This is a genomic window from Streptacidiphilus jeojiense (assembly GCF_000719095.1).
Classification (GTDB): Bacteria; Actinomycetota; Actinomycetes; order Streptomycetales; family Streptomycetaceae; genus Streptacidiphilus; species Streptacidiphilus jeojiensis.
The window spans coordinates 33,024-57,268 of record NZ_JOEH01000016.1 but is presented as its reverse complement, the minus strand read 5'-3'; the positions used below and the strand labels follow the sequence as shown (position 1 = coordinate 57,268).

At 70.8% G+C, this 24,245-nt stretch carries 19 protein-coding genes and 1 tRNA gene; 18 read left to right on the top strand and 2 right to left on the bottom strand.

Annotated elements, in window-relative coordinates; genetic code table 11:
• The first annotated feature begins 20 nt into the window (after nt 1-20).
• The 5 genes from IF29_RS0121225 (at nt 21) to IF29_RS0121205 (ending at nt 8,097) form a co-directional block, all read left to right on the top strand.
• Nucleotides 21-1,370, top strand: a complete 1,350-nt coding sequence (locus IF29_RS0121225) for an MFS transporter (RefSeq protein WP_198037523.1) — start codon at nt 21-23, stop codon at nt 1,368-1,370.
• Between the two features lie 801 nt (nt 1,371-2,171).
• On the top strand, nt 2,172-3,131 hold the full coding sequence (locus tag IF29_RS0121220; protein WP_030257290.1) for a D-2-hydroxyacid dehydrogenase family protein: 960 nt from the start codon (nt 2,172-2,174) through the stop codon (nt 3,129-3,131).
• 58 nt (nt 3,132-3,189) lie between these two features.
• Nucleotides 3,190-4,110, top strand: a complete 921-nt coding sequence (gene mmuM / locus IF29_RS0121215; RefSeq protein ID WP_030257287.1) for a homocysteine S-methyltransferase — start codon at nt 3,190-3,192, stop codon at nt 4,108-4,110.
• A gap of 362 nt (nt 4,111-4,472) precedes the next feature.
• Nucleotides 4,473-7,277 carry a glycoside hydrolase family 48 protein gene (locus tag IF29_RS42230; protein ID WP_084714705.1) on the top strand — a complete coding sequence of 935 codons (2,805 nt, stop codon included), beginning with the start codon at nt 4,473-4,475 and terminating at the stop codon, nt 7,275-7,277.
• A 76-nt stretch (nt 7,278-7,353) separates the two neighbouring features.
• Complete coding sequence (locus IF29_RS0121205; RefSeq protein WP_232242314.1) at nt 7,354-8,097, top strand: IMP cyclohydrolase; 744 nt, start codon at nt 7,354-7,356, stop codon at nt 8,095-8,097.
• Here the strand turns inward: IF29_RS0121205 and IF29_RS0121200 are convergent.
• Nucleotides 8,037-8,465, bottom strand: coding sequence for a nuclear transport factor 2 family protein (locus IF29_RS0121200; protein WP_051725592.1), 429 nt, complete (start codon nt 8,463-8,465; stop codon nt 8,037-8,039). The two genes, IF29_RS0121205 and IF29_RS0121200, sit on opposite strands and share 61 nt — an antisense overlap.
• 97 nt (nt 8,466-8,562) lie before the next feature.
• Between IF29_RS0121200 and IF29_RS0121195 the strand changes: the two genes are divergently transcribed.
• Complete coding sequence (locus IF29_RS0121195; protein WP_232242312.1) at nt 8,563-9,123, top strand: TetR/AcrR family transcriptional regulator; 561 nt, start codon at nt 8,563-8,565, stop codon at nt 9,121-9,123.
• Between the two features lie 202 nt (nt 9,124-9,325).
• On the opposite strand, the gene IF29_RS0121190 is transcribed toward IF29_RS0121195, so the two are convergent.
• Nucleotides 9,326-9,397 (bottom strand) — tRNA-Arg (locus IF29_RS0121190).
• 181 nt (nt 9,398-9,578) lie between these two features.
• On the opposite strand from IF29_RS0121190, the gene IF29_RS0121185 reads away from it, so the two are divergent.
• The 12 genes from IF29_RS0121185 to IF29_RS0121130 all read left to right on the top strand — a co-directional run bounded on the left by IF29_RS0121185 (nt 9,579) and on the right by IF29_RS0121130 (nt 24,156).
• On the top strand, nt 9,579-9,989 hold the full coding sequence (locus IF29_RS0121185; protein WP_030257275.1) for a response regulator: 411 nt from the start codon (nt 9,579-9,581) through the stop codon (nt 9,987-9,989).
• 76 nt (nt 9,990-10,065) lie between these two features.
• Complete coding sequence (gene argS, locus IF29_RS0121180) at nt 10,066-11,727, top strand: arginine--tRNA ligase (protein ID WP_030257273.1); 1,662 nt, start codon at nt 10,066-10,068, stop codon at nt 11,725-11,727.
• A gap of 153 nt (nt 11,728-11,880) precedes the next feature.
• The gene (gene lysA, locus IF29_RS0121175; protein ID WP_030257272.1) at nt 11,881-13,272 is read left to right on the top strand and encodes a diaminopimelate decarboxylase; all 1,392 of its coding nucleotides are present in this window, start codon (nt 11,881-11,883) and stop codon (nt 13,270-13,272) included.
• A gap of 132 nt (nt 13,273-13,404) precedes the next feature.
• Nucleotides 13,405-14,697 carry a homoserine dehydrogenase gene (locus IF29_RS0121170; RefSeq protein WP_030257269.1) on the top strand — a complete coding sequence of 431 codons (1,293 nt, stop codon included), beginning with the start codon at nt 13,405-13,407 and terminating at the stop codon, nt 14,695-14,697.
• Between the two features lie 21 nt (nt 14,698-14,718).
• A complete protein-coding gene (thrC, locus tag IF29_RS0121165; RefSeq protein ID WP_030257268.1) occupies nt 14,719-15,789 on the top strand; it encodes a threonine synthase in 1,071 nt (356 codons plus the stop codon).
• 240 nt (nt 15,790-16,029) lie between these two features.
• Complete coding sequence (gene thrB / locus IF29_RS0121160; protein WP_030257265.1) at nt 16,030-16,950, top strand: homoserine kinase; 921 nt, start codon at nt 16,030-16,032, stop codon at nt 16,948-16,950.
• Between the two features lie 544 nt (nt 16,951-17,494).
• Nucleotides 17,495-19,633: a transcription termination factor Rho gene (gene rho / locus IF29_RS0121155; protein ID WP_030257264.1), complete on the top strand. Its 2,139-nt coding sequence runs from the start codon at nt 17,495-17,497 to the stop codon at nt 19,631-19,633.
• 103 nt (nt 19,634-19,736) lie between these two features.
• Nucleotides 19,737-20,813: an LCP family protein gene (locus IF29_RS0121150; protein ID WP_051725591.1), complete on the top strand. Its 1,077-nt coding sequence runs from the start codon at nt 19,737-19,739 to the stop codon at nt 20,811-20,813.
• A 230-nt stretch (nt 20,814-21,043) separates the two neighbouring features.
• Entirely contained in the window at nt 21,044-21,268 is a 225-nt protein-coding gene (gene rpmE, locus IF29_RS0121145; RefSeq protein WP_030257258.1) for a 50S ribosomal protein L31, read from the top strand.
• Between the two features lie 118 nt (nt 21,269-21,386).
• On the top strand, nt 21,387-22,466 hold the full coding sequence (gene prfA, locus IF29_RS0121140) for a peptide chain release factor 1 (protein WP_030257255.1): 1,080 nt from the start codon (nt 21,387-21,389) through the stop codon (nt 22,464-22,466).
• Between the two features lie 57 nt (nt 22,467-22,523).
• Nucleotides 22,524-23,390, top strand: a complete 867-nt coding sequence (gene prmC, locus IF29_RS0121135) for a peptide chain release factor N(5)-glutamine methyltransferase (RefSeq protein WP_030257253.1) — start codon at nt 22,524-22,526, stop codon at nt 23,388-23,390.
• Nucleotides 23,391-23,508: 118 nt separating this feature from the next.
• Nucleotides 23,509-24,156, top strand: a complete 648-nt coding sequence (locus IF29_RS0121130) for an L-threonylcarbamoyladenylate synthase (protein WP_030257250.1) — start codon at nt 23,509-23,511, stop codon at nt 24,154-24,156.
• Nucleotides 24,157-24,245: the final 89 nt, after the last annotated feature.

The following is a 24,245-nucleotide window of genomic DNA, read 5'->3' as shown; positions in this document are numbered from 1 at the left end:
TCTCGGGCTACGGGGGCCTCGTGATATCCGCACGCGTGGAGAAGCTGCTGATCAACCGTGACTACGCACGGCTCTGGTACGGGGAGGCGGTCTCCACCGTCGGGGACTACGTCTTCGACACCACCCTGGTGCTGTGGGTCGCGACGGTCCTCGGGAAGGGCCGGCCCTGGGCGCCGGCGGCGGTCAGCGGGGTGATGCTGGCGGTAGGTGCGGCGGCGCTGGTGGTCGGGCCGCTGGCCGGAGTGTTCGTCGACCGCTGGGACCGCAAGCGCACCATGCTGCGGACCGAGGTGGTCCGCGGGACGGCGGTGGGAGTGCTCGCCGTGCTGTCGTTCCTGCCGGTCTCGGCACTTCCGGTCGGGGCCTGGCTGGGCCTGATCTACGCCCTGGTGTTCCTGGTCAACGCCACCGGGCAGTTCTTCAACCCGGCCAGGCTGGCCGTGATCGGCGAGGTGGTCGAGGGCGACGCGGACCGCGCCCGGGCGGCCGGCCTGGGCCAGGCCACCATGGCGACCGCCTCCCTGATCGGGCCGCCGCTGGCGGCACCGCTGCTGTTCACCGCCGGGTTCCAGTGGGCACTGCTGCTCAACGCCCTTTCCTATGCCTTCTCCTGGGCGGCGGTGCGCTCGGTGCGCGTCCCGGCCCATCCGCAGCCGGCTCGGGACGGCGCCGAACACCCGGACCTGCGTGGGGAGTTCGTCTCCGGTCTGCGCTTCTTCGCGGGCAACCGGGTGCTGGTGGTGATCCTCGCCGTCGCCGCCATCGTGGCCTGCGGGGCCGGGGCGATCAACTCCCTCGACATCTTCTTCGTCACCGAGAACCTGCACGCGAACCCGCACATCTACGGCTTCATGGAGACGGTCTTCGGCGTCGGCCTGATCGTCGGTGCGGTGGGGGCGGGCGCGGTGGTGAAACGGTTCGGTGCGCGCAACACCCTCTGGTTCGCCCTGGCCCTCACCGGGCTGGTGCTGGTGGGCTACGCCCGGCAGAGCCAGCTCTGGGCCGGCATGCTGGTGATCGGTCTGGTCGGTGTTCCGCTGGCGATGGTCAACACCGCGGTGTCGCCGCTGGTGCTGGCGGCGACACCGCAGGAGTACCTGGGCCGGGTGATGGCGGTGATCAACCCGGCGATCCAGCTCGCCTCCATGCTCTCGGTGGTGGTCGCCGGCTGGCTCGCGAGCACCGTGCTGCAGAATCTGCACGCGCGGGTCGCGGGGATGACCTTCGGCCGGATCGACACCGTCTTCACCGCCTCGGGGATCTTCGTGCTGCTGGCCGGCCTCTACGCCATGGTCGCCCTTCCCGCCGGCGGCCCCGGGCAGCAGCCGGAAGCGGAACCCGAATCGGCCGGGTCCGCCACAAGGGCCTGATCCGCCACGCGCCCAGCCGGAGCCGCAGCCGGCACACCGTCGTCGCCGTCGTCGTACCGCGCGGGAGATCAGCGCTTCGCGCTGGTTGTGCAGGGAAGGCGGATCTGTCTCGGTTTCGAGGACAGGTTCGGGGGTGGTGATGTGCGCGCCCCCGTTGCTGGTGTGCGGAAGCTGTGGGTGGCTTACGTGGCGGGTTCGTTGCCGCCCTCCGCCGTACGTGCTTGTTGCTGTTGATCGCTGCGCTCGCGGGCCAACAGCGGGGAGGGGGCTGCTTGGCCGGTCGCCGTAGGCCCGTGACGGGGGCGTGCGGGGGGCGTGCGGGGGGCGTGCGGTGGGTCGAGTTGCCTGAACTCGGGTCACTTCTCGTACATCGGGTCACTCGTCGTACGGAGATGTCCGACATATCCGGGCATTCATGTAGATCAAGTGACCCAATGTCCGAAGATTGACCCAAAGTGTAGAGGGCACCTACCTGGCGAATCGTTTCTCCAGCCGCACCGCCGACCGACCCGCCGCCCGGCAACGGCGAGACCCCGCACCCCTCCCCGTCCTTGTCGCCGCGAGCGAAGCGAGCAACAGCAACAAGCCACGGACGGCGGAGGGCGGCAACGGTGACGCCACGTAAGCCACCTACAGCTGCCGCAAACCACCGAACCACGGCGCTCGCGTTCGTGGAACAGCCAGGGTCCGGACGTCGGCCCCCGGGTCCGGACGTCGGCCTCACCCTGCCCAGTCCCCAGTCCCCAGTCCCCAGTCCCTGACCACAGCCCCTCGCCCCAGGCCCCGTCATAGGCTGGAGCCATGAAACTGCGCTGCGCCGTCCTCGACGACTACCAGAACGTCGCCACCGCCATGGCCGACTGGACCCCCCTCGCCGACGAGCTTGACCTCGTAAGTTTCACCGGGCACTTCGCCACCGAGGACGAGCTGGTCCGTGCGATCGAGCCGTTCGACATCGTGGTCACGCTGCGCGAGCGGGTGCCCTTCCCGGCGGCGCTGTTCGACCGGCTGCCCCGGCTGCGGCTGCTGGTCGCGTCCGGTATGCGCAACGTCGCCATCGACATGGACGCCGCCCGCGAGCGCGGGGTGACCGTCTGCGGTACCGGCAGCAGCTCCACCCCGCCGGTCGAGCTCACCTGGGCGCTGCTGCTGGGCCTCGCCCGCGGCCTCGTCGCCGAGAGCACCGCGCTGCGCACCGGCGGCCCCTGGCAGAGCACGGTCGGCACGGACCTGGCCGGCCGCCGGCTGGGGCTGCTGGGCCTGGGGAAGATCGGCAGCCTGGTGGCGAGGGTCGGACTGGCCTTCGGCATGGAGGTGACGGCCTGGAGCAGCAACCTCACCAAGGAGCGGGCCGACGAGGTCGGCGTCGAACGCGCCTCCGGCCTCGACGACCTCCTGGCGACCAGCGACTTCGTCTCCGTCCACCTCGCCCTGGGGGACCGCAGCCGCGGCCTGCTCGGTCCGGCCGAACTCGCCCTGATGAAGCCGACCGCCTACCTGGTCAACACCTCCCGCGCCGCCATCGTCGACCAGGACGCGCTGCTGGCCGCACTCCGCGAAGGCCGTATCGCCGGCGCCGGTCTCGACGTCTTCGACCAGGAACCGCTCCCGGCCGACCATCCGATGCGCACCGCGCCCCGGCTGCTGGCCACCCCGCACCTGGGCTATGTCTCCGAGGCCAACTACCGCACCTACTTCACCCACGCCGTCGAGGACATCCAGGCCTATCTCGCCGGATCCCCGGTCCGCCGCCTCAACTGAGCAGTCGCCACGCAGAAGATCGCCACGCAGAAGTTCGCCACACACAAGAAGGTGCACCATGTCCGTCCACCCGCCGCAGTCCCCCCTCGCCGCCGCCCTGGCCGAGGGGCCGCTGGTGCTGGACGGCGGGATGTCCAACCAGCTGGCCGCCGCCGGCCACGACCTGTCCGACGGGCTCTGGTCGGCCCGGCTGCTGGCCGACCGGCCCGAGGCGATCGTCCAGGCGCATGCCGCCTACTACGCGGCGGGCGCGCAGGTCGCGATCACCAGCAGCTACCAGGCCACCTTCGAGGGCTTCGCCCGGCGCGGCACCGGCCGCGCCGAGGCGGCGGCGCTGCTGCGGCGCAGCGTCGAACTGGCCGACCGGGCCCGGCGCGAAACCGCAGGTGACGGCTCCAGGTGGGTGGCCGCATCGGTCGGTCCGTACGGGGCGATGCTCGCGGACGGCTCGGAGTACCGCGGCGACTACGGGCTGAGCGTCGCCGAGCTGGAGCGCTTCCACCGGCCCCGGATGGAGGTGCTCGCGGAGGCCGGCGCCGACGTGCTGGCACTGGAGACGGTCCCGGACGCCAGGGAGGCGGAGGCGCTGCTGCGCGCACTGGACGGGCTCGGCGTCCCGGCCTGGCTCAGCTACAGCGTCGCGGGGGAGCGCACCCGGGCCGGGCAGCCGCTGGCCGAGGCCTTCGCCCTGGCCGCGGCCGACGACGCGGTGATCGCCGTGGGCGTGAACTGCTGCGACCCGCAGGACGTGGAGCAGGCGGTGGCGCTGGCCGTGGAGGCCACCGGCAAGCCGGTGGTGGTCTACCCCAACAGCGGCGAGACCTGGAACGCGCGGACCCGGGCCTGGGAGGGCTCCTCCCGTTTCGACGGCCACCTGGTCGAGGGCTGGGTCGAGGCCGGCGCCCGCCTGGTCGGCGGCTGCTGCCGGGTCGGCCCGGACGCGATCACCGCCGTCGCCGAGTCACTGATCCAGCGCTGACTCTCCGTCAACTCGCGCTGACCGAGCAAGATCTGACGATCTCCAGGCCGACTCCGTCGCTGCGGACCGAGGTGCGTCACAGCTCTTGACGTGTCACCGGAAAGCCCCAACTATTGGGAGCGCTCCCACCAGGCTGCTCCGAAGAAAGCCCTGTGGGGCACCACATTCACCCTGTCGGCACCTGCCCGGCAGGAGGTCAGTACGTGCCGTGGATGGGAGCGCGCCCAGTCGCGCCCACCACCCGCCGGTGACCACCCCTCGCCGGTCACGAGCACCCGCCGAACAGTGCGTCCCTTCAGCATTCCCCCCACCCAGGCCCGCCGGGTCCCGGACCCGCCCGCCGTCGAAGGAGTACGACTGCCATGTCCGAATCCCTGTCCCGAAGGCGCTTCGCCATCGCCGCGGTCGGCACCGCGATGGCGGCGGTGAGCGGCGCGCCGGTCATCGCCAAGGCCTGGGCGGATCGCCCGAACACCGTCTCGCCCGAGGTGACCCCCTCGACGGACGCGTACACCCAGCAGTTCCTGACCCAGTACGCCAAGATCAAGAACTCGGCCAACGGCTACTTCAGCCCCGAGGGCATCCCGTTCCACTCGGTGGAGACACTGATCGTCGAGGCGCCGGACCACGGGCACCAGACCACGTCGGAGGCGTTCAGCTTCTGGTTCTGGCTGGAGGCCACCTACGGCCGGGTGACCGGCGACTGGACCGCCTTCAACAACGCCTGGACGACGGCGGAGCACTACATCATCCCGCAGCACGTGGACCAGCCGACCAACAGCTCCTACAACCCCTCCTCGCCGGCCACCTACGCACCCGAGTGGCCGGACCCCAGCAGCTACCCCAGCCCGCTCGACACCTCGGTGTCGGTCGGTCAGGACCCGCTGGCCAGTGAGCTGACCTCCACCTACGGCACCTCGGACATCTACGGGATGCACTGGCTGATGGACGTCGACAACACCTACGGCTACGGGAACACGCCCGGCACCGGCGCCGAGAACGGCCCCACCGCGACCGGTCCCTCGTACATCAACAGCTACCAGCGCGGCTCGCAGGAGTCGGTGTGGGAGACGATCCCGCAGCCCTGCACCGACCTGATGAAGTACGGCGGCACCAACGGCTACCTCGACCTGTTCGTGAAGCAGAGCGGTTCCTACGCCACCCAGTGGAAGTACACCAACGCCCCGGACGCCGACGCCCGCGCCGTCCAGGCCGCCTACTGGGCCTACCGCTGGGCCTCGGCCCAGGGCGCGGCGAGCCAGGTCACCGCCTCGGCGGCGAAGGCCGCCAAGATGGGCGACTTCCTGCGGTACTCGCTGTTCGACAAGTACTTCAAGCAGATCGGCGGCTGCACCAGCCCCACCGGTTGCGCCGCCGGATCCGGACGCAGTTCCGAGCACTACCTGATGGCCTGGTACTACGCCTGGGGCGGGGCGGAGCCGGGCGGCGGCTGGGCCTGGCGGATCGGGGACGGCGCCTCGCACCAGGGCTACCAGAACCCGCTCGCGGCCTGGGCGATGTCCAACGTGGCCGCGCTGACGCCGATGTCGCCGACCGCCAAGGGCGACTGGACCAGCAGCCTGGCACGGCAGTTGGAGTTCTTCCGCTGGCTCCAGTCGGCCGAGGGCGCCATCGCCGGCGGCTGCACCAACAGCTGGAACGGCGCCTACGCCACGCCCCCGGCTGGCGACCCGACCTTCTACGGCATGGCCTACGACTGGGAGCCGGTCTACCACGACCCGCCCAGCAACAACTGGTTCGGGATGCAGGCCTGGGCGATGGAGCGGCTCGCCGAGTACTACTACGTGACCGGGAACGCCAGCGCCAAGACGATCCTGGACAAGTGGATGGCCTGGGCCGCCTCGCAGACCACCGTCACGTCGAGCAACTTCTCGATCCCGTCCACGCTCAACTGGAGCGGGCAGCCGGACACCTGGAACGCGAGCAGCCCGGGCGCCAACGCCTCGCTGCACGTCACCGTCGCGGACTTCGGCAACGACGTCGGCGTCTGCGCGGCCTACGTCAAGGCGCTGACCTACTACGGCGTCAAGTCCGGCAACACCACCTACACCGCCCTGGCCAAGAGCCTGCTCGACGTGATGGCGACCTTCGCCGACACCAAGGGCATCGCGGTGGCGGAGACCCGCACCGACTACAGCCGCTTCAACGACCCGGTGTTCGTGCCCAGCGGCTGGTCCGGCAAGATGCCCAACGGCGACCCGATCGCGCCCGGGGCCACCTTCCTGTCCATCCGCTCCTGGTACAAGAACGACCCGTCCTTCGCCAAGGTCCAGACGTACCTCAACGGAGGGGCGGCGCCGTCCTTCACCTACCACCGCTTCTGGGCGCAGGCGGACATCGCCATGGCCTACGCGGTGTACGGCGAACTCGTCGCCGGCGGTGGCACCAGCACCGGCGACACCACCCCGCCCTCGGCACCGACCAACCTGAAGGTCACCGGCGTGACCAGCAGCACCGTCTCGCTGTCGTGGACGGCCTCGACCGACAACGTGGCCGTGACCGGCTACGACGTCTACCGCAACAGCGCGCTGGCCGGGACCACCACCACGGCGACCACCTTCACCGACACCGGGCTGAGCGCCTCCACGGCGTACAACTACTCGGTCGTGGCGACCGACGCCGCGGGCAACCTCTCGACCGCGTCCAGCACGGTGACCGGCACCACCTCCGCGGGCACCGTCACCACCGGCACGGTCAAGGCGCAGTACAAGAACCTGGACTCCTCGCCGGGCGACAACCAGATCAAGCCGGGCCTGCAGGTGGTCAACACCGGCACCACCCCGCTGGCCCTGTCGACGGTGACCCTGCGCTACTGGTTCACCAGCGACGGCGGTGCCAACACCTTCAGCACCAACGTCGACTACGCGGTGATCGGCTCGGGCAACGTCACCCACTCGGTGGTCGCCATGCCCACCGCGAAGACCGGCGCGGACCACTACCTGCTGGTCGGCTTCACCACCGGCGCCGGCAGCCTCGCCGCGGGTGCCTCCACCGGCGAGATCCAGAACCGGTTCAACAAGACCGACTGGTCCAACTTCACCGAGACCAACGACTACAGCTACGGCACCAACACCAGCTACGCCGACGCCCCCAAGGTCACCGTCTACGTCAACGGCACCCTCGCCTACGGCACCGAGCCGTCCTGACCGGCCGGCCCGACCCACGGGTTCCCCCGGCTCCCTGCCTCCCGGCCGGGGGAACCCGTCCCCGAGAATGCTCCCCATGACGGTGACAGATCTGACCGCTTTGCTGACGTCGAATCCGTACCCGGGCCGGGGCGTCCTCTGCGCCCGCACGCGGTCCGGGGCGGTGCTCGGCGGCTACTTCCTGACCGGCCGCAGTGACGCCTCCAAGGACCGTGCGCTGCGGCGGGAGCAGGACCGGCTGCTGGTGGGCCCGCTCGCGCCGAGCGAGCACGACCCGCTGCGGCACTACGAGGCGGCGCTGACCACCCCCGACTGGCTGGTGCTCGGCAACGGCGAGCAGGTCTCCGAGGTGACCCGAAGGCTCCGGAACGGGACCTCGCCCGCCGACGCGCTGGGCGGGCTGGAGTACGAGCCCGACCCGCCGATCCGCACCTCCCGGATCACCGCACTGCTCAGCCGGGACGGCGGCCGCACCGCCGTGCTCGGCGCGGCGCGTCCGAGCGGCGGCACCCGGTCGACCAGCAACGTCATGACGCTGACCGTGAAGGCCCTGGAACCGGGTGAGGCAGTCCTGCTGACGACCTATCAGTCGGACGGCCGGACCGTCTCGGTGGCGGCACCGTTCCACGAGACCGCGGTCGCCGCCCGGGACGCCGCCGAACTGCTGGACGAGATCTGGTCCGCGCTCGACCCGGAGCTCCGCGTCGCCGCCGCCGTCCTCGATCCCGTCGACGGACCCGCCTCGGTCCTCCTCGCCGCTCAGTCCACCTTCACCGCAAGGAGTTCGAACAGCTGGGCCGCCCGGACCGAGTCGCTGTAGTCGCGCGACTCCGCGATCAGGCCGTCCATGACCCGGACGATGTTGACGAACCTGAGCGAGAACGGGGTCCCGGACGCGACGATCGTCCCGCTCACGCCGAACTCGACGACGACGGTCCCGGGCTCCCGGGTCTCATGGACCGTCACGTCGTCGACCGAGTGGTAGCGGATCAGGTCGCCCATCGCCTTCATCCGGGCGCGCAGCTGCTCGTTGCCGGTGACCGAGGCGGGGACGCCGTCCGGGGCGAAGGGGTTGGTGATGACGGTGTCCGGCGCGTACAGGTCGGCCAGGTCGTCGCGGGTGCCGTGGACGATCGTGTGGAGCATGAGGTCGACCGTCTCGCGGGCCGTGCGGGTGTTCTGGGACATGGCATGCCTCCTGATTAAGCGGGTTAATCGCCCCGCTTTCCGCCGACGACGATACGGGGCGCTCGCCCCGGTTGTCCAGGCGGATAAGCTGACCTCTGTGAACGAGGACCGACCGCTGCGTGCCGACGCCGCACGCAATCGCGCGAAAGTGCTGGAAGCCGCGCGGTCGGCATTCACCTCCGAGGGCCCGTCGGTGCCGCTGGACGAGATCGCCAGGCGCGCGGGGGTCGGTGCCGGGACGGTGCACCGGCACTTCCCGACCAAGGAGGCGCTGCTCGAAGCCGTCATCGTGGAACGGCTGGAGAATCTTCTGGCGGACGCCCGGGCCGCACTCGCCGCAGCGGACGCGGGCGAGTCGTTCTTCGCCTTCTTCACCTCGATGATCGCCGACGCGAGCACCAAGATGGACATGGCCGCCGCGCTCAGCCATGTCGGCGTGGACCTCCGCGAGGCGACGCGGGCCGTCGCGGGCGATCTTCGCGTGGCTCTGGAGGCCCTGATGCAGCGGGCCCAGGAGGCGGGAGCCCTGCGCGCCGACGCCGGCGTCGAAGACCTGCACCTGCTGGTCGTCGGCGCCGTCGCGGCCGAGCAGTGGAGCGCGCGGCCCGAGGCGGCGGCCCGGATCGCGCAGCTGATGTGCGACGCGCTGAGGCCCTGAGCGCGCGTCGGCGAAGAGGAGCGACCGCTGCGGCCGGTGACGCCGGCGGGGCACGACAGGCGGCCCGCCCCGTCGGTTTCAACTCGTCCACCCGGCAACGGGCTTGACGTTCCCTGGGCCGTATCGGCGCACCCAAGCGAAGAGGCCCAGATCACCGGGAACGTCCCGTCCGACCTGAGCCTCTGCCGTGCGTCCTGCGAAGTGCCCCCGGTAGGATTCGAACCTACGCACCCGCCTCCGGAGGGCGGTGCTCTATCCCCTGAGCTACGGGGGCGCACTGTCTTGCGACGTGCAGAACACTACCAGCCCGGCCCAGGTGCTCGTGCACAGGTTTTCCGTCGTGGCGTCGGAGCCGGCGCCGGAGCCTGCACTGAGGACGGCTCCGCGGGGACACGTGTCGGCGGGATGGGGGAAAGCGGGGACGGGGAGTCACCCCGCCGCCTACCCTGAGTGATGTGTCCGGTTCCTCGGGACGGGTCCTCGTGGTGGATGACAGCGAGGTGATCCGCCATCTGATCAGGGTCAATCTCGAACTCGAGGGGTTCGAGGTGGTGACCGCGGCCGACGGTGCCGAGTGCCTGGACATCGTCCACGCGGTGCAGCCCGATGTCATCACCCTCGATGTGGTCATGCCCCGGCTGGACGGGCTGCGCACAGCGGCCCGGCTGCGGGCCGATCCGGTGACGAGCGGGCTGCCGATCGCGATCGTCAGCGCCTGCACCCAGCTGGATCTGGAGCGGGGCGAGTCGGTCGGGGTGGACGCGTACCTGGGCAAGCCCTTCGAGCCGATGGAACTGATCGCGCTGGTGCGGCGGCTGTCCGAGGCGAGGTCGACCGCAGCGCGGTCGGAATTTCGCTCAGAGTGAACAAAACCGGCTCGCCCCGTCTCGCACCGCAAAAGCGATGAAGGAGGACGGGCCCTTCTCGCCTAGGCTTGCCCCTGTGACACCCGCAGAGCTTTCCCAGGCAGTCCAGTCCGCGGTTCGTGCCGCCGTTGAGGCGGGCGAGCTGACCGTCGCCGTGCCCGAAACGGTGACCGTCGAGCGGCCCAAGAACAGGGACCACGGCGACTACGCCACCAATGTGGCCCTCCAACTGGCGAAGGCGGCCGGACAGCCGCCGCGCCAGGTGGCCGAGCTGGTCGCCGCACGCCTGCGAACACTGCCCGGGGTCGCCAAGGTCGACATCGCCGGGCCCGGCTTCATGAACATCACCCTGGACGCCGCCACCCAGGGCGAGCTGGCCCGCGCCATCGTCACCGCCGGCGCCGACTACGGCCGCAACGACTCCTTCGCCGGCCGTCGGATCAACCTGGAGTTCGTGTCCGCGAACCCCACCGGGCCGATCCACATCGGCGGCGTGCGCTGGGCCGCCCTCGGCGACTCGCTGGGCCGGGTGCTCCGGGCCTCCGGGGCCGAGGTCACCACCGAGTACTACATCAACGACGCCGGCGTGCAAATCTCCAAGTTCGGCTCCTCGCTGCTGGCCGCGGCCAACAACCGGCCGGTTCCCGAGGACGGCTACGTCGGCGAGTACATCAACGACATCGCCGAGAGCATCGTCGCCGTCAACCCCGGCATCCTCTACCTCCCCGAGGACGAGCAGCTGGCGCGGTTCCGCTCCGAGGGCCTGCGGCTGATGGTCGCCGAGATCCAGCGCTCCATGGTGGAGTTCGGCGTCCACTTCGACGTCTGGTTCTCGGAGAAGTCGCTGCACGACTCCGGCGCCGTGGAGAAGGCGGTGGAGCGGCTGCGCGAGCAGGGCCACGTCTTCGACCAGGACGGCGCGACCTGGCTGCGCACCACCGACTTCGGCGACGACAAGGACCGCGTCCTGATCAAGGCGGACGGCGAGACCACCTACTTCGCCTCCGACTCGGCGTACTACCTCAGCAAGCGTGACCGCGGCTTCGACGTCAACGTCTACATGCTGGGCGCCGACCACCACGGCTACGTCAACCGGCTCAAGGCCATCGCCGCCTGCGCGGGTGACGACCCGAACGTCAACATCGAGGTCCTCATCGGACAGTTCGTGAAGATGTTGAAGGACGGCCAGGAGGTCCGCATGTCCAAGCGTGCGGGCAACATCATCACCATCGACGACGTCGTCGAGTGGATCGGCGTGGACGCCGCGCGCTACACACTGTCGCGCTCGCCCTCCGACTCCACCATCACCCTCGACATCGACGTGCTCACCAGCACCTCGAACGAGAACCACGTGTACTACGTGCAGTACGCGCACTCCCGGATGTGCTCGATCGAGCGCAACGCCGCCGGGCTCGGCTTCGACAAGGGACCGGCCGAGGGCTTCAAACCGGAACTGCTCGCCCACGAGGCCGAGAAGGAACTCCTCGGCCAGCTGGCCGAGTTCCCGCGGATCGTGGCCAAGGCGAGCGAACTCCGCCAGCCGCACCACGTCGCCCGCTACCTGGAGGAGTTGGCCGGTTCCTACCACCGGTTCAACGACAAGTGCCGGGTCCTGCCCTTCGGTGACGACGAGGTCACCGACCTGAACCGCGCCCGCCTCTGGCTGGTCGAGGCCACCCGAACGGTGATCGCCAACGGCCTGACCCTGCTGGGCGTCTCAGCCCCCGAACGCATGTGAGCCGGGGCGAGGGGCGCGGGGAGAAATCCCGCGCCCCTCGCCACATCTCGCCCCGCACCCCCGGAGACACGTAGACATGAGCGAGCGCAGCGAGCGAATCATTGAGAGGTGCGCAATCGGCGAAGGCACCGCCGAGCGTAGCGAGGCGGGCGCATGAGCCGCTCCGCCCACCCCGCCGGCCCGCGCCACGGGGACGTCCTGCCGGAGGGTCACTTCACTGCGCCCCCGGCCGATCTGAACCTGCTCGACCCCAAGGTCTGGTCCGCCACGGTGCGCCGCACCGACGACGGCTCGGTCACCGTCGGCGGGATCGACGTCCAGGACCTCGCCGAGGAGTTCGGCACCCCCGCCTACGTCATGGACGAGCAGGACTTCCGGGCCCGCTGCCGCGCCTGGCGCGAGGCCTTCGGCACCGACGCCGACGTCTACTACGCCGGCAAGGCCTTCCTCTCCCGCGCCGTGGTCCGCTGGCTGCACGAAGAGGGCCTGAACGTGGACGTGTGCAGCGGCGGCGAGCTCACCGTCGCCCTGTCCGCCGGGATGCCAGCCGAGCGCATCGCCTTCCACGGCAACAACAAGTCCAAGGCCGAGCTGGAGTACGCGGTGAAGTCCGGGGTCGGCCACATCGTGGTGGACTCCTACGACGAACTGGTCCGGCTCTCCTGGATCGCGCAGCAGCAGGGCGTGCGCCAGCAGATCCTGATCCGGGTCACCGTCGGCGTCGAGGCGCACACCCACGAGTTCATCGCCACCGCCCACGAGGACCAGAAGTTCGGCCTCTCGCTCTCCGGCGGCCACGCCGCCGAGGCGGTCCGCCGGGCGCTGATGCTGGACGGCCTGGAGCTGCGCGGCATCCACTCGCACATCGGCTCGCAGATCTTCGACACGGCCGGCTTCGAGGTCGCCGCCCGCCGGGTGGTCGGCCTGCTGGCCGAGATCAAGGCCGAGCACGGGGTCGAGCTCCCCGAGATCGACCTCGGCGGCGGCCTGGGCATCGCCTACACCAGCGACGACGACCCCAGCGAGCCCGCCGCGATCGCCACGGCGCTCACCGAGATCGTCCGGCGCGAGTGCGCTGCGGCGGATCTCACACCGCCGCGGATCTCGGTGGAACCCGGCCGCGCCATCGTCGGCCCCACCGCGTTCACGCTGTACGAGATCGGCACGGTCAAGCCGCTGGAAGGGCTGCGCACCTACGTCAGCGTCGACGGCGGCATGTCGGACAACATCCGCACCGCCCTCTACGACGCCGAGTACAGCGTCGCCCTGGTCTCCCGGGCCTCCACCGCCGAGCCGATGCTCAGCCGCGTGGTCGGCAAGCACTGCGAGTCGGGCGACATCATCGTCCGCGACGCCTTCCTGCCCGCCGACCTGGCCCCCGGCGACCTGATCGCGGTCCCGGCCACCGGCGCCTACTGCCGCTCGATGGCCAGCAACTACAACCACGCCCTGAAGCCCCCGGTGGTGGCCGTGGCCGACGGCCGGGCCCGGGTGATCGTCCGCCGCGAGACGGAGGAAGATCTGCTGCGCCTCGATATCGGCTGATGAAATACCAGTCTCAAACTATGGAACGTACGAAGATTTATCCGTCCCGTCCCTGAGACTGTCCGGACAGGACAGCACCACCCAAGAGAACACAGTCACACTCACCAGAGTTCAGCAGAGCGGAGTCGGACGATGCGCACACTGAAGGTAGCGCTCCTCGGTTGTGGAGTAGTAGGCACCGAAGTGGCCCGCATCATGACGACGGACGCCGCCGACCTCGCCGCGCGCATCGGCGCCCCGGTGGAGCTGGCCGGGGTCGCCGTGCGCCGGGCCAACCGGCCCCGGCCCGGCATCCCGGACCACCTGATCACCACGGACGCCGCCGAACTGGTGAAACGCGGCGACATCGACGTGGTGATCGAGGTCATCGGCGGCATCGAGCCGGCCCGCAGCCTGATCCTCAGCGCCTTCGACAACGGCGCCTCCGTCGTCAGCGCCAACAAGGCGCTGCTCGCCGCCGACGGCGCCGCGCTGCACGGCGCGGCCGCCAAGGCCGGCGTGGACCTGTACTACGAGGCCGCGGTGGCAGGCGCCATCCCGCTGATCCGCCCGCTGCGCGAGTCGCTGGCCGGGGACAAGGTCAACCGGGTGCTCGGCATCGTCAACGGCACCACCAACTTCATCCTCGACAAGATGGACTCCACCGGCGCCGGCTACTCCGAGGCGCTGGAGGAGGCCACCGCGCTGGGCTACGCCGAGGCCGACCCCACCGCCGACGTCGAGGGCTTCGACGCCGCCGCCAAGGCCGCCATCCTGGCCGGGATCGCCTTCCACTCCCGGGTCACCGCCGAGAACGTCTTCCGCGAGGGCATCACCGAGGTCACCGCCGCCGACATCGCCAGTGCCAAGGCGATGAACAGCGTGGTCAAGCTGCTCGCCATCTGCGAGCGCAGCACCGCGGCCGACGGCGCCGAGTCGGTCACCGCCCGGGTCCACCCGGCGATGATCCCGCTCACCCACCCGCTGGCCAACGTCCGCGGCGCCTACAACGCGGTCTTCGTCGAGGCCGACGCCGCAGGCCAGTTGATGTTCTACGGACCCGGCGCCGGCGGCGCGCCGACCGCCAGCGCGGTCCTCGGCGACCTGGTCGCGGTCTGCCGCAACAAGCTGGGCGGTGCCACCGGCCCCGGCGAGTCGGCGTACGCTCAGCTCACCGTGAACCCCATGGACGACGTGGTCACCCGCTACCACGTCAGCCTCGACGTCGCCGACAAGGCAGGCGTCCTCGCCCAGGTCGCCACCGTCTTCGCCGAGCACGGCGTGTCCATCGACACCGTCCGCCAGCAGGGCCGGGAGGGCGACGCCTCACTGGTCGTAGTGACCCACCGCGCCACCGACGCCGCGCTGTCCGCTACGGTCTCCGAACTGCGCACCCTGGACAACGTCCGTGGCGTGGCCAGCATCATGCGTGTCGAAGGGGAGTAACCCACTATGCCGAGCAGCGCAGTGACCAGCGCCCGTACCCACCAGTGGCGCGGCCTCATCAACGAGTACCGCGACCGGCTCCCGGTCACGGACGCCACGCCCGTCGTCACCCTGCTGGAGGGCGGCACGCCCCTGGTCCCGGCCCAGCTGCTGTCCGAGCGCACCGGCTGCGAGGTCTACCTGAAGGTCGAGGGCGCCAACCCGACCGGCTCCTTCAAGGACCGCGGGATGACCATGGCGATGTCCAGGGCCGCCGAGGAGGGCGCGCAGGCGGTCATCTGCGCCTCCACCGGCAACACCTCGGCCTCCGCCGCGGCGTACGCGGTCCGCGCCGGGATGGTCTGCGCGGTGCTGGTGCCGCAGGGCAAGATCGCCCTCGGCAAGATGGGCCAGGCCCTGGTGCACGGCGCAAAGATCCTCCAGGTGGACGGCAACTTCGACGACTGCCTGACGCTGGCCCGCGACCTCTCCGACAAGTACCCGGTGGCGCTGGTCAACTCGGTGAACCCGGTCCGCATCGAGGGCCAGAAGACCGCGGCCTTCGAGATCGTCGACATGCTCGGCGACGCGCCCGACATCCATGTCCTGCCGGTCGGCAACGCGGGCAACATCACCGCCTACTGGAAGGGCTACCAGGAGTACGCAAAGGACGGCCTCTCCAGCCACAACCCCCGAATGTGGGGCTTCCAGGCCTCCGGCTCGGCCCCCATCGTGGACGGCGCCCCGGTCCTCAAGCCGCAGACGATCGCCACCGCGATCCGGATCGGCAACCCCGCCTCCTGGGACTACGCGCTGGCCGCGCGGGACGAGTCCGGCGGGCTCATCGACAAGGTCACGGACCGTCAGATCCTGGCCGCGTACCGGCTTCTGGCCGCGCGCGAGGGGGTGTTCGTGGAGCCGGCCTCGGCCGCGAGCGTCGCCGGGCTGCTGCACGCGGCGGACCAGGGTCTGGTCGATCCGGGGCAGAAGATCGTGTGCACGGTCACCGGGAACGGGCTCAAGGACCCCGACTGGGCCGTCGCGGGCGCGCCGCAGCCGGTCACCATCCCGATCGACGCCACAGCCGCCGCGGAGCGGCTCGGTCTGCTCTGACGTCCACCACCCGGGGCGGGGGCTGCCCTCTGCGGAGGGTGCGCGTCCGTGACGGTTGTTCGCGCAGTTCCCCGCGCCCCTCATAGGGGCGCGGGGCTGTGCTTGATCAACTGCTTGCGCGAACGGCACCCCGCGCCGGGTTCACCCGCAACGCGCCCCCGCCCGGTACCCCCGGTGAACGCATCTTCGATACGCTGAAGGCTCCCTGCCGCAGGCGAGAACATTCCAGGAGCGACAGCGATGCCAGCCCCCGCTTTCCGTGCAGCGGCGACCCGCGTCCGCGTGCCCGCCACCAGCGCCAATCTGGGGCCCGGGTTCGACGCGTTCGGCCTCGCGCTGGGCCTCTACGACGACGTCGTGGTCCGCGTCGCCGACAGCGGCCTGCACGTGGACATCGCCGGTGAGGGCGCCGACACCCTGGCCCGCGACGAGCGCCACCTCGTGGTCCGCTCCATGCGCGCCGCCTTCGACCGCCTCGGCGCCCAGCCCCGCGGGCTGGAGGTGGTCTGTGCCAACCGGATACCGCACGGCCGGGGCCTGGGCTCCTCGTCCGCGGCCATCGTGGCGGGCATCACCGCCGCCCGCGCCGTCACCGTCGGCGGGCCCGAACTCATGGACGACGCAGCGGTTCTCGCGCTCGCCTCGGAGATCGAGGGCCACCCCGACAACGTCGCCGCCTGCATCCTCGGCGGCTTCACCATCGCCTGGACCGAGGCCGGCGACGAGGCCCGCGCGATCACCCTGGCGCCCTCGCCCGACGTGGTCCCGCTGGTGTTCGTCCCGGCGAACCCGGTGCTGACCGAGGTGGCCCGCGGGCTGCTGCCGGCCACCGTCCCGCACGCCGACGCCGCCGCCAACGTCGGCCGCGCGGCGCTGCTGGTCGAGGCGGTCACCAACCGCCCGGAACTGCTGCTGCCCGCCACCGAGGACCGGCTGCACCAGGACTACCGCACCCCGGCCATGCCGGAGAGCGCCGTCCTGGTCGCGGTGCTGCGCTCGCAGGGCGTCGCCGCCGTCATCTCGGGTGCCGGACCGACCGTGCTGGCGCTGACCGACGAGGCGACGGCCGAGAAGGCGCTCGCCGAGGCGGGGCCGGAGTGGGCCGCCCACCGATTGGCCCTGGATCTCGAAGGAGCCTGCGTACTGCCGCTGTCCGGCTGAGGAACGCGCTGTCCGGCCGATTGCGGGCCGGTCGGGGGTGTACCGAAGGGTGAGACAGGGGACACGATTGACAGACACACAGTGGGGGAATGTTTGTTGGGTCCAGTAGTGTTAATCTCATGTCTGCACCAGGCGCCCTACGGGGCCCGGTGCGCCGCGTCCCGATCCCGGTCCTCTCCGTTCCGCGGAGTGACCGTTCCGGGGCAGCAATTCTCCGGGAGCCCGCCACAGCGCGTACGCAGCCTGCCTGCGCAAGTGTGACCGCATCCCGAAGCCGTGTCGGTGCCCCAGTCCCGCATGTGACGCACATGGCCTGCAGATTCCGCGCAGCCGTGCCGAATCCTGCAGACCGGGGCAGTACAGCCGTGACACGCGACGGGGGCCCGGGAAGCGGTGTGCTTCGCCATGTGGGACACCGCACGTCCGTATGACCCGCCATCCGGCGGACCACCGCCCCGCCACTGCGAAAACGAGCGCAGCGGCGGACAGCACAACCGGTCGCCGAGCCAGACAGGCCGACGTCCGCTCCAGGGAAGGACCCTTCGTGAGCGACACCACCGATCTGATGGGCGTGCGCCCGGACGCCGAGGCGTCGGACGCCACTGCGGCCCCCGCGCCGAAGCGCCGTCGGACCACGGGCACCGGGCTCAACGCCATGGTGCTCGCCGAGCTCCAGCAGCTCGCCACCGGCCTTGGCATCAGCGGCACCGGCCGGATGCGCAAGAGCGACCTGATCGACGCCATCAAGGCGAAGAGCGGCGGGGACCCGCTGCTCGCCGCCTCCTCGGAGGCACCCCCCGCGAAGCGCGCCACCCGCGCCGCGAAGACCACCGCTGCCGCGACCGCCTCCGACGAGGCCCCGGCTGCCCCCGCGCGCCGCACCGCCCGCTCCCGCGCGGCCGAGCGCGCCGTCGACAGCGCGGTGGCCGAGCAGCAGCAGATCGACATCCCGGTCCAGACCGCGGGTGACAGTGCCCCCGCGGAGCGCGCCCCGCGCCGCAGCCGCCGTGCCACCGCCCCGGTCACCTCGCTCACGGGTGCCCCGGAGGAGACGCCGGCCGCTGCCGAGCCGGTCGCGGCGCCGGTGTCGGTCGCCACCGAGGTGCGCGAGCGCCAGACCCAGGAGCAGCCGGAGCAGGGCCGTGGGGACGGCACCGAGGGCCGGGAGCGCGAGGGCCGCAGGGACCGCCGCGAGCGCCGCGAGCGCGGCCAGCAGGGCCAGCAGGACGCCGCCCCGGCCGCCGCCGAGTCGGAGGGCGGCGAGGGCCGTCGCGACCGCGGCAACAGCAACGACCGCGGCGGCAACAACGACCGCAGCGAGCGCCGCAACCGCCGGGACCGCGACCGCGGCGGCAACCAGGGCCAGGACGGCCAGGGCCAGGGCCGCCAGCAGGGCGGTCAGAGCCAGAACCAGGGCCAGAACAACCAGAACAACTTCCCCGAGGACGACGAGTTCGGCGGCGGCCGTCGCCGCGGCCGCTACCGCGACCGCAACCGCCGCAACCGCCGCGACGGCTTCGAGGGCCCGGCCGAGCCGCAGGTCAACGATGACGACGTGCTGATCCCGGTGGCCGGCATCCTGGACATCCTGGACAACTACGCCTTCGTCCGGACCTCGGGCTACCTGTCCGGTCCCAACGACGTGTACGTGTCGCTGGCCCAGGTCCGCAAGAACGGCCTGCGCAAGGGTGACGCGATCACCGGCGCGGTGCGCCAGCCCAAGGACGGCGAGCGCCGCGAGAAGTTCAACGCGCTGGTCCGGCTGGACTCGGTGAACGGCAGCGAGCCCGACAACGGCCGCAACCGTCCGGAGTTCAACAAGCTCACCCCGCTGTACCCGCAGGAGCGGCTGCGCCTGGAGACCGACCCGGGGGTGCTGACCACCCGGATCATCGACCTGGTCGCGCCCATCGGCAAGGGCCAGCGCGGTCTGATCGTCGCCCAGCCGAAGACCGGCAAGACGATGATCATGCAGGCGATCGCCAACGCGATCACCCACAACAACCCCGAGTGCCACCTGATGGTCGTCCTGGTCGACGAGCGTCCGGAAGAGGTCACCGACATGCAGCGCTCGGTCAAGGGCGAGGTCATCTCCTCGACCTTCGACCGTCCGGCCGAGGACCACACCACCGTCGCCGAGCTCGCCATCGAGCGCGCCAAGCGGCTGGTGGAGCTGGGCCACGACGTGGTCGTGCTGCTGGACTCGATCACCCGCCTGGGCCGCGCCTACAACCTGGCTGCCCCGACCTCCGGACGCATCCTGTCCGGTGGTGTCGACTCGACCGCGCTCTACCCGCCGAAGAAGTTCTTCGGTGCGGCGCGCAACATCGAGAACGGCGGCTCGCTGACCATCATCGCCACCGCGCTGGTCGACACCGGCTCGCGGATGGACGACGTGATCTTCGAGGAGTTCAAGGGCACCGGCAACATGGAGCTCAAGCTCGACCGCAAGCTCGCCGACAAGCGGATCTTCCCGGCGGTGGACGTGGACGCGTCCAGCACCCGCAAGGAGGAGATCCTGCTCGGCTCCGAGGAGCTGGCGATCACCTGGAAGCTCCGCCGGGTGCTGCACGCGCTGGACTCGCAGCAGGCCATCGAGCTGCTCCTGGACAAGATGAAGCAGACCAAGAGCAACGCCGAGTTCCTGATGCAGATCGCCAAGACCACGCCGGGTCAGGACTGACCGCCGACCGTCTTCGCACTCCATGCCGCCGCCCCGGGACGAAACCCCGGGGCGGCGGCATTTGTGAGAGTGGTTCTCAGGCGGGGCGTTTACTGTTTGGGACATGGAGGACAAGTCGAACGAAACGCCGCAGCACAAGCTCCCGCGCTCACGCAAGCGCGTGCTGACCCTGCTGGCCTGGGCGACCGCGGCTGTCCTGGTGATCTGCGGCGGTACCGGCGGCTACCTGTACTGGAAGCTCAACGGCAACATCAAGACGGTGGACATCAACAGCGCGCTGGGCAGCGACCGCCCGGCCGCGAGCACCACCGGCGCCATGAACATCCTGATCCTGGGCTCCGACTCGCGCTCCGGCGGCAACAGCAAGGTGGCCGGCGGCACCGACGACGGGACGGCCCGCTCCGACACCGCGATGGTCATCCACGTCAACGAGGCGCACACCCACGCCGACGTGGTCAGCATCCCCCGGGACACCCTGGTCACCCGCCCCACCTGCGGGACCAAGGCCGGGGCCAGCGGGGTGATGTTCAACACCGCCTACGAGGTCGGCGGCGCGACCTGCGCGGTGAAGACCGTGGAGTCGATGACCGGGTTGCGGATGGACCACTACATCGAGGTCGACTTCGAGGGTTTCGCCAAGCTGGTCGACGCGCTGGGCGGGGTCACCGTCACCACCACGGTGGACATCAACGACACGGACAGCGGGTTGCACCTCAAGGCCGGCACCCACAAGCTGACCGGCCAGCAGGCGCTGGACTTCGTCCGTACCCGGCACGGCGTCGGCGACGGTAGCGACCTGGGGCGGATCGAGCTGCAGCAGCAGTTCGTCAAGTCGCTGATGTCCCAGGTGCAGAGCCTGGGGCTGCTGACCGACCCGGTGAAGCTCTACGAGCTGGCCTCCACGGCGACCAGTGCGATCACCACCGACAGCGATCTCGGGTCGGTCACCTCGTTGGTCTCCTTCGCGGAGAGCATGAAGAAGATCAAGTCCGCTGACATCACCGCGGTCACCATGCCCAACACCACCGCGCCCAGCGATCCCAACCGGGTGGTGGCGCTGGAGCCGGAGGCCACGGAGCTGTGGACGGCGCTGCAGAACGATGTGGCGGTGCCGGAGTCGGTCAAGGCGCTGCAGAGTGCGGACCCGGCGACGTCCGTGTCGGCCTCGACGGCGGGGTAGCTGTTCGGCCTCGGGTCGTGCATGGCTGGTCGCGCAGTTCCCCGCGCCCCTGGATAGTGCAACGTGCTCACAGTGGGTCAGTTGCAGCCCCCGCGCCTAGCAGGAATACCTGCCGGGCGTCCCCGGTTTTGGGAGATGCGGCCAGTGCTGGCAGACTGGTACGTCGGTCCCGGTTCACGGACGGCAGCCCGCCGCCCGACCCGGAGCCCTCCCGAACCTAGGAGCACCCCTTGAAGCCCGAGATCCACCCGACCTACGTGGTCACCCAGGTCACCTGCACCTGTGGCAACGAGTTCACCACCCGCAGCACCGAGCCCTCCGGCGTCATGCGCGCTGAGATCTGCTCGAACTGCCACCCCTTCTACACCGGCAAGCAGAAGCTCATGGACACCGGTGGCCGCGTGGCCCGCTTCGAGGCCCGCTTCGGCAAGAAGCACGCCGCCAAGCAGGGCTAGCGACCTGTCGGCGCCGACCGGATGCCCTCCCGAAACGGGGGCACCCGGTCGGCGCCGTTCGCGTTGATCCACCCAACCCCACCGTGTCGTGACAAATGTCGGAAGAAGGCGCAGCCCCATGTTCGAGGCAGTCGAGGAGCTCCTGAGCGAGCACGCGGTTCTCGAGGAGCGGCTGGCCGATCCGGCGGTCCACGCCGACCAGGGCGAGGCGCGCCGCCTCTCCAAGCGCTACGCCGAGCTCACCCCGATCACCGCCACCTACCGCCAGTGGCGGCAGACCGGCGAGGACATCGAGACCGCGCGCGAGCTCGCCGACGACGACCCGGACTTCTACGCCGAGATCAAGCAGCTGGAGCAGCGCCGCGAGGAACTGACCGAGGAGCTCCGGCTGCTGCTGGTCCCGCGCGACCCCAACGACGACAAGGACGTCCTGCTGGAGGTCAAGGCGGGCGAGGGCGGCGAGGAGTCCGCGCTGTTCGCCGGGGACCTGCTGCGGATGTACCTGCGCTACGCCGAGAAGGTCGGCTGGAAGACCGAGATCATCGACTCCAACGAGTCCGACCTCGGCGGCTACAAGGACGTCCAGGTCGCGGTGAAGGCGCGGGCCGGCGCCGAGCCGGGCCAGGGCGTCTGGGCCCGGTTGAAGTACGAGGGCGGGGTGCACCGGGTGCAGCGGGTGCCCGCCACCGAGTCGCAGGGCCGGATCCACACCTCGGCGGCCGGGGTGCTGGTCACCCCGGAGGCGGAGGACGTCGAGGTCGAGATCAACGCCAACGACCTGCGCATCGACGTGTACCGCTCCTCGGGCCCCGGCGGCCAGTCGGTGAACACCACCGACTCGGCGGTGCGGATCACCCACCTGCCCACCGGTATCGTCGCCTCCTGCCAGAACCAGAAGAGCCAGCTCCAGAACAAGGAGGCGGCCATGCGCATCCTGCGTTCCCGGGTGCTGGCGGCAGCCCAGGAGGAGGCCGACCAGGAGGCCAGCGACGCGCGCCGGAGCCAGGTCCGCACGGTGGACCGCTCGGAGCGCATCCGCACCTACAACTTCCCCGAGAACCGCATCTCGGACCACCGCACCGGCTTCAAGGCGTACAACTTGGACCAGGTGCTCGGCGGCGAGCTGGACGCGCTGATCCAGTCGGCGGTCGACGCCGACGCAGCGGCCCGGCTCGAGGCCGCGGCCCAGAACGGTTGAGGCTCCTCCGGGACCCCAGGTCGGCCGTAGCACCCGGACATCCAGAGGAGGACTGACGTGAACCTGCTGCTCGCCGAGGTGGCTCAGGCCACCCAGCGATTGGCCGCCGCGGGCGTGCCCTCGCCGCGGTTCGACGCCGAGGAGCTGGCGGCGTACGTCCACGAGGTCAAGCGGGGGGAACTGCACACGGTTGCCGACGGCGACTTCGACGCCCGGTACTGGGAGGTCATCTCCCGGCGCGAGGCGCGCGAGCCGCTCCAGCACATCACCGGGCGGGCCTTCTTCCGGTATCTGGAACTGCAGGTCGGCCCCGGGGTCTTCGTGCCCAGGCCGGAGACCGAGTCGGTGGTCGGCTGGGCCATAGACGCACTGCGCTCCATGGACGTCGCCGAGCCGCTGGTGGTCGACCTGTGCACGGGCTCGGGGGCGATCGCGCTGGCGCTGGCCCAGGAGGTGCCGCGGAGCCGGGTGCACGCCGTCGAGCTGTCCGAGGAGGCCTACGCCTGGGCCCGCCGCAATGTCGACGCCAGCCCGGACGCGGCCCGGATCAGCCTGGTCCAGGGCGATGCCACCCGGGCCTTCGAGGACCAGCCCGAGCTGCACGGCCGGTTCGACCTGGTGATCAGCAATCCGCCGTACATCCCGCTGACGGAGTGGGAGTACGTGGCCCCCGAGGCCCGCGACCACGACCCGCAGCTGGCGCTGTTCTCCGGTGAGGACGGCCTGGACACCATCCGCGGCATCGAGAAGGTCGCGGCCCGGCTGCTGCGGCCCGGCGGTGTCGTGGTGATCGAGCACGCCGACACCCAGGGCGGGCTGGTGCCGTGGATCTTCCGCGAGGAGTCCGGCTGGACGGACGCCGCGGACCACCGCGACCTCAACAACCGACCCCGTTTCGCCACCGCCCGCAGGGCCGCACCGTGAGCACTGCCGCCGCAACCCGCACGACCACAGCGACCCGCATGAACAGCGCCACCCGCACGACCGTCAACCGCACCAACACCGTCACGTCTTCGCCGTCCCAGGGAAGGGGCCTGCACCGATGAGCCGCCGCTACGACTGTGCCGATCCGAGCGACCGCGCCGCCGGTCTGCGAGAGGCCGCGTCCGCGATCAGGCGCGGCGAGCTGGTCGTGCTGCCCACGGACACCCTGTACGGGATCGGCGCCGACGCCTTCAAGCCGGAGGCCGTCGCCGACCTGCTGGCCGCCAAGGGCCGCGGACGGAACATGCCGACCCCGGTGCTGGTCGGCTCGCCGACCACGCTGCACGGCCTGGTCAGCGACTTCTCCGAGGCGGCCTGGGAGCTGGTGGACGCCTTCTGGCCGGGCGGGCTGACCATCGTCACCCGGCACCAGCCCTCGCTGCGCTGGGACCTGGGCGACACCCGGGGCAGCGTCGCGGTGCGGATGCCGCTGCACCCGGTGGCCATCGAACTGCTCAACACCACCGGACCGCTGGCCGTCTCCAGCGCCAACCTGACCGGCGGCACCCCGCCGGCCGACTGCGACGAGGCGCAGCGCCAGCTCGGCGACAGCGTCTCGATCTACCTGGACGGCGGTCCTGCCGACCACGCGGTCGCCTCCTCGATCGTCGACGTCACCGGGAAGACCCCGGTACTGCTGCGGGAGGGCGCGATCTCCGCGGCCCAGCTCCGCGAGGTGGTACCGGACCTGGAGGCCGGCAGTTGACCGATGTCCGAGCGGTCGGCCCCAGGGTCGACCATGCCGGCGCCGGGTCCCTGCGGGGGGCCGCGGCGGGCGCCGTCATGCCCTTGGGC

Coding starts and splice junctions, on each gene's coding strand:
- IF29_RS0121220 (WP_030257290.1), top strand. CDS start 2,172: ATGAAACTGCGCTGCGCCGTCCTCGACGACTACCAGAACGTCGCCACC.
- mmuM (WP_030257287.1), top strand. CDS start 3,190: ATGTCCGTCCACCCGCCGCAGTCCCCCCTCGCCGCCGCCCTGGCCGAG.
- IF29_RS42230 (WP_084714705.1), top strand. CDS start 4,473: ATGTCCGAATCCCTGTCCCGAAGGCGCTTCGCCATCGCCGCGGTCGGC.
- IF29_RS0121205 (WP_232242314.1), top strand. CDS start 7,354: ATGACGGTGACAGATCTGACCGCTTTGCTGACGTCGAATCCGTACCCG.
- IF29_RS0121200 (WP_051725592.1), bottom strand. CDS start 8,465: ATGTCCCAGAACACCCGCACGGCCCGCGAGACGGTCGACCTCATGCTC.
- lysA (WP_030257272.1), top strand. CDS start 11,881: ATGAGCCGCTCCGCCCACCCCGCCGGCCCGCGCCACGGGGACGTCCTG.
- IF29_RS0121170 (WP_030257269.1), top strand. CDS start 13,405: ATGCGCACACTGAAGGTAGCGCTCCTCGGTTGTGGAGTAGTAGGCACC.
- thrB (WP_030257265.1), top strand. CDS start 16,030: ATGCCAGCCCCCGCTTTCCGTGCAGCGGCGACCCGCGTCCGCGTGCCC.
- IF29_RS0121150 (WP_051725591.1), top strand. CDS start 19,737: ATGGAGGACAAGTCGAACGAAACGCCGCAGCACAAGCTCCCGCGCTCA.
- prfA (WP_030257255.1), top strand. CDS start 21,387: ATGTTCGAGGCAGTCGAGGAGCTCCTGAGCGAGCACGCGGTTCTCGAG.
- IF29_RS0121130 (WP_030257250.1), top strand. CDS start 23,509: ATGAGCCGCCGCTACGACTGTGCCGATCCGAGCGACCGCGCCGCCGGT.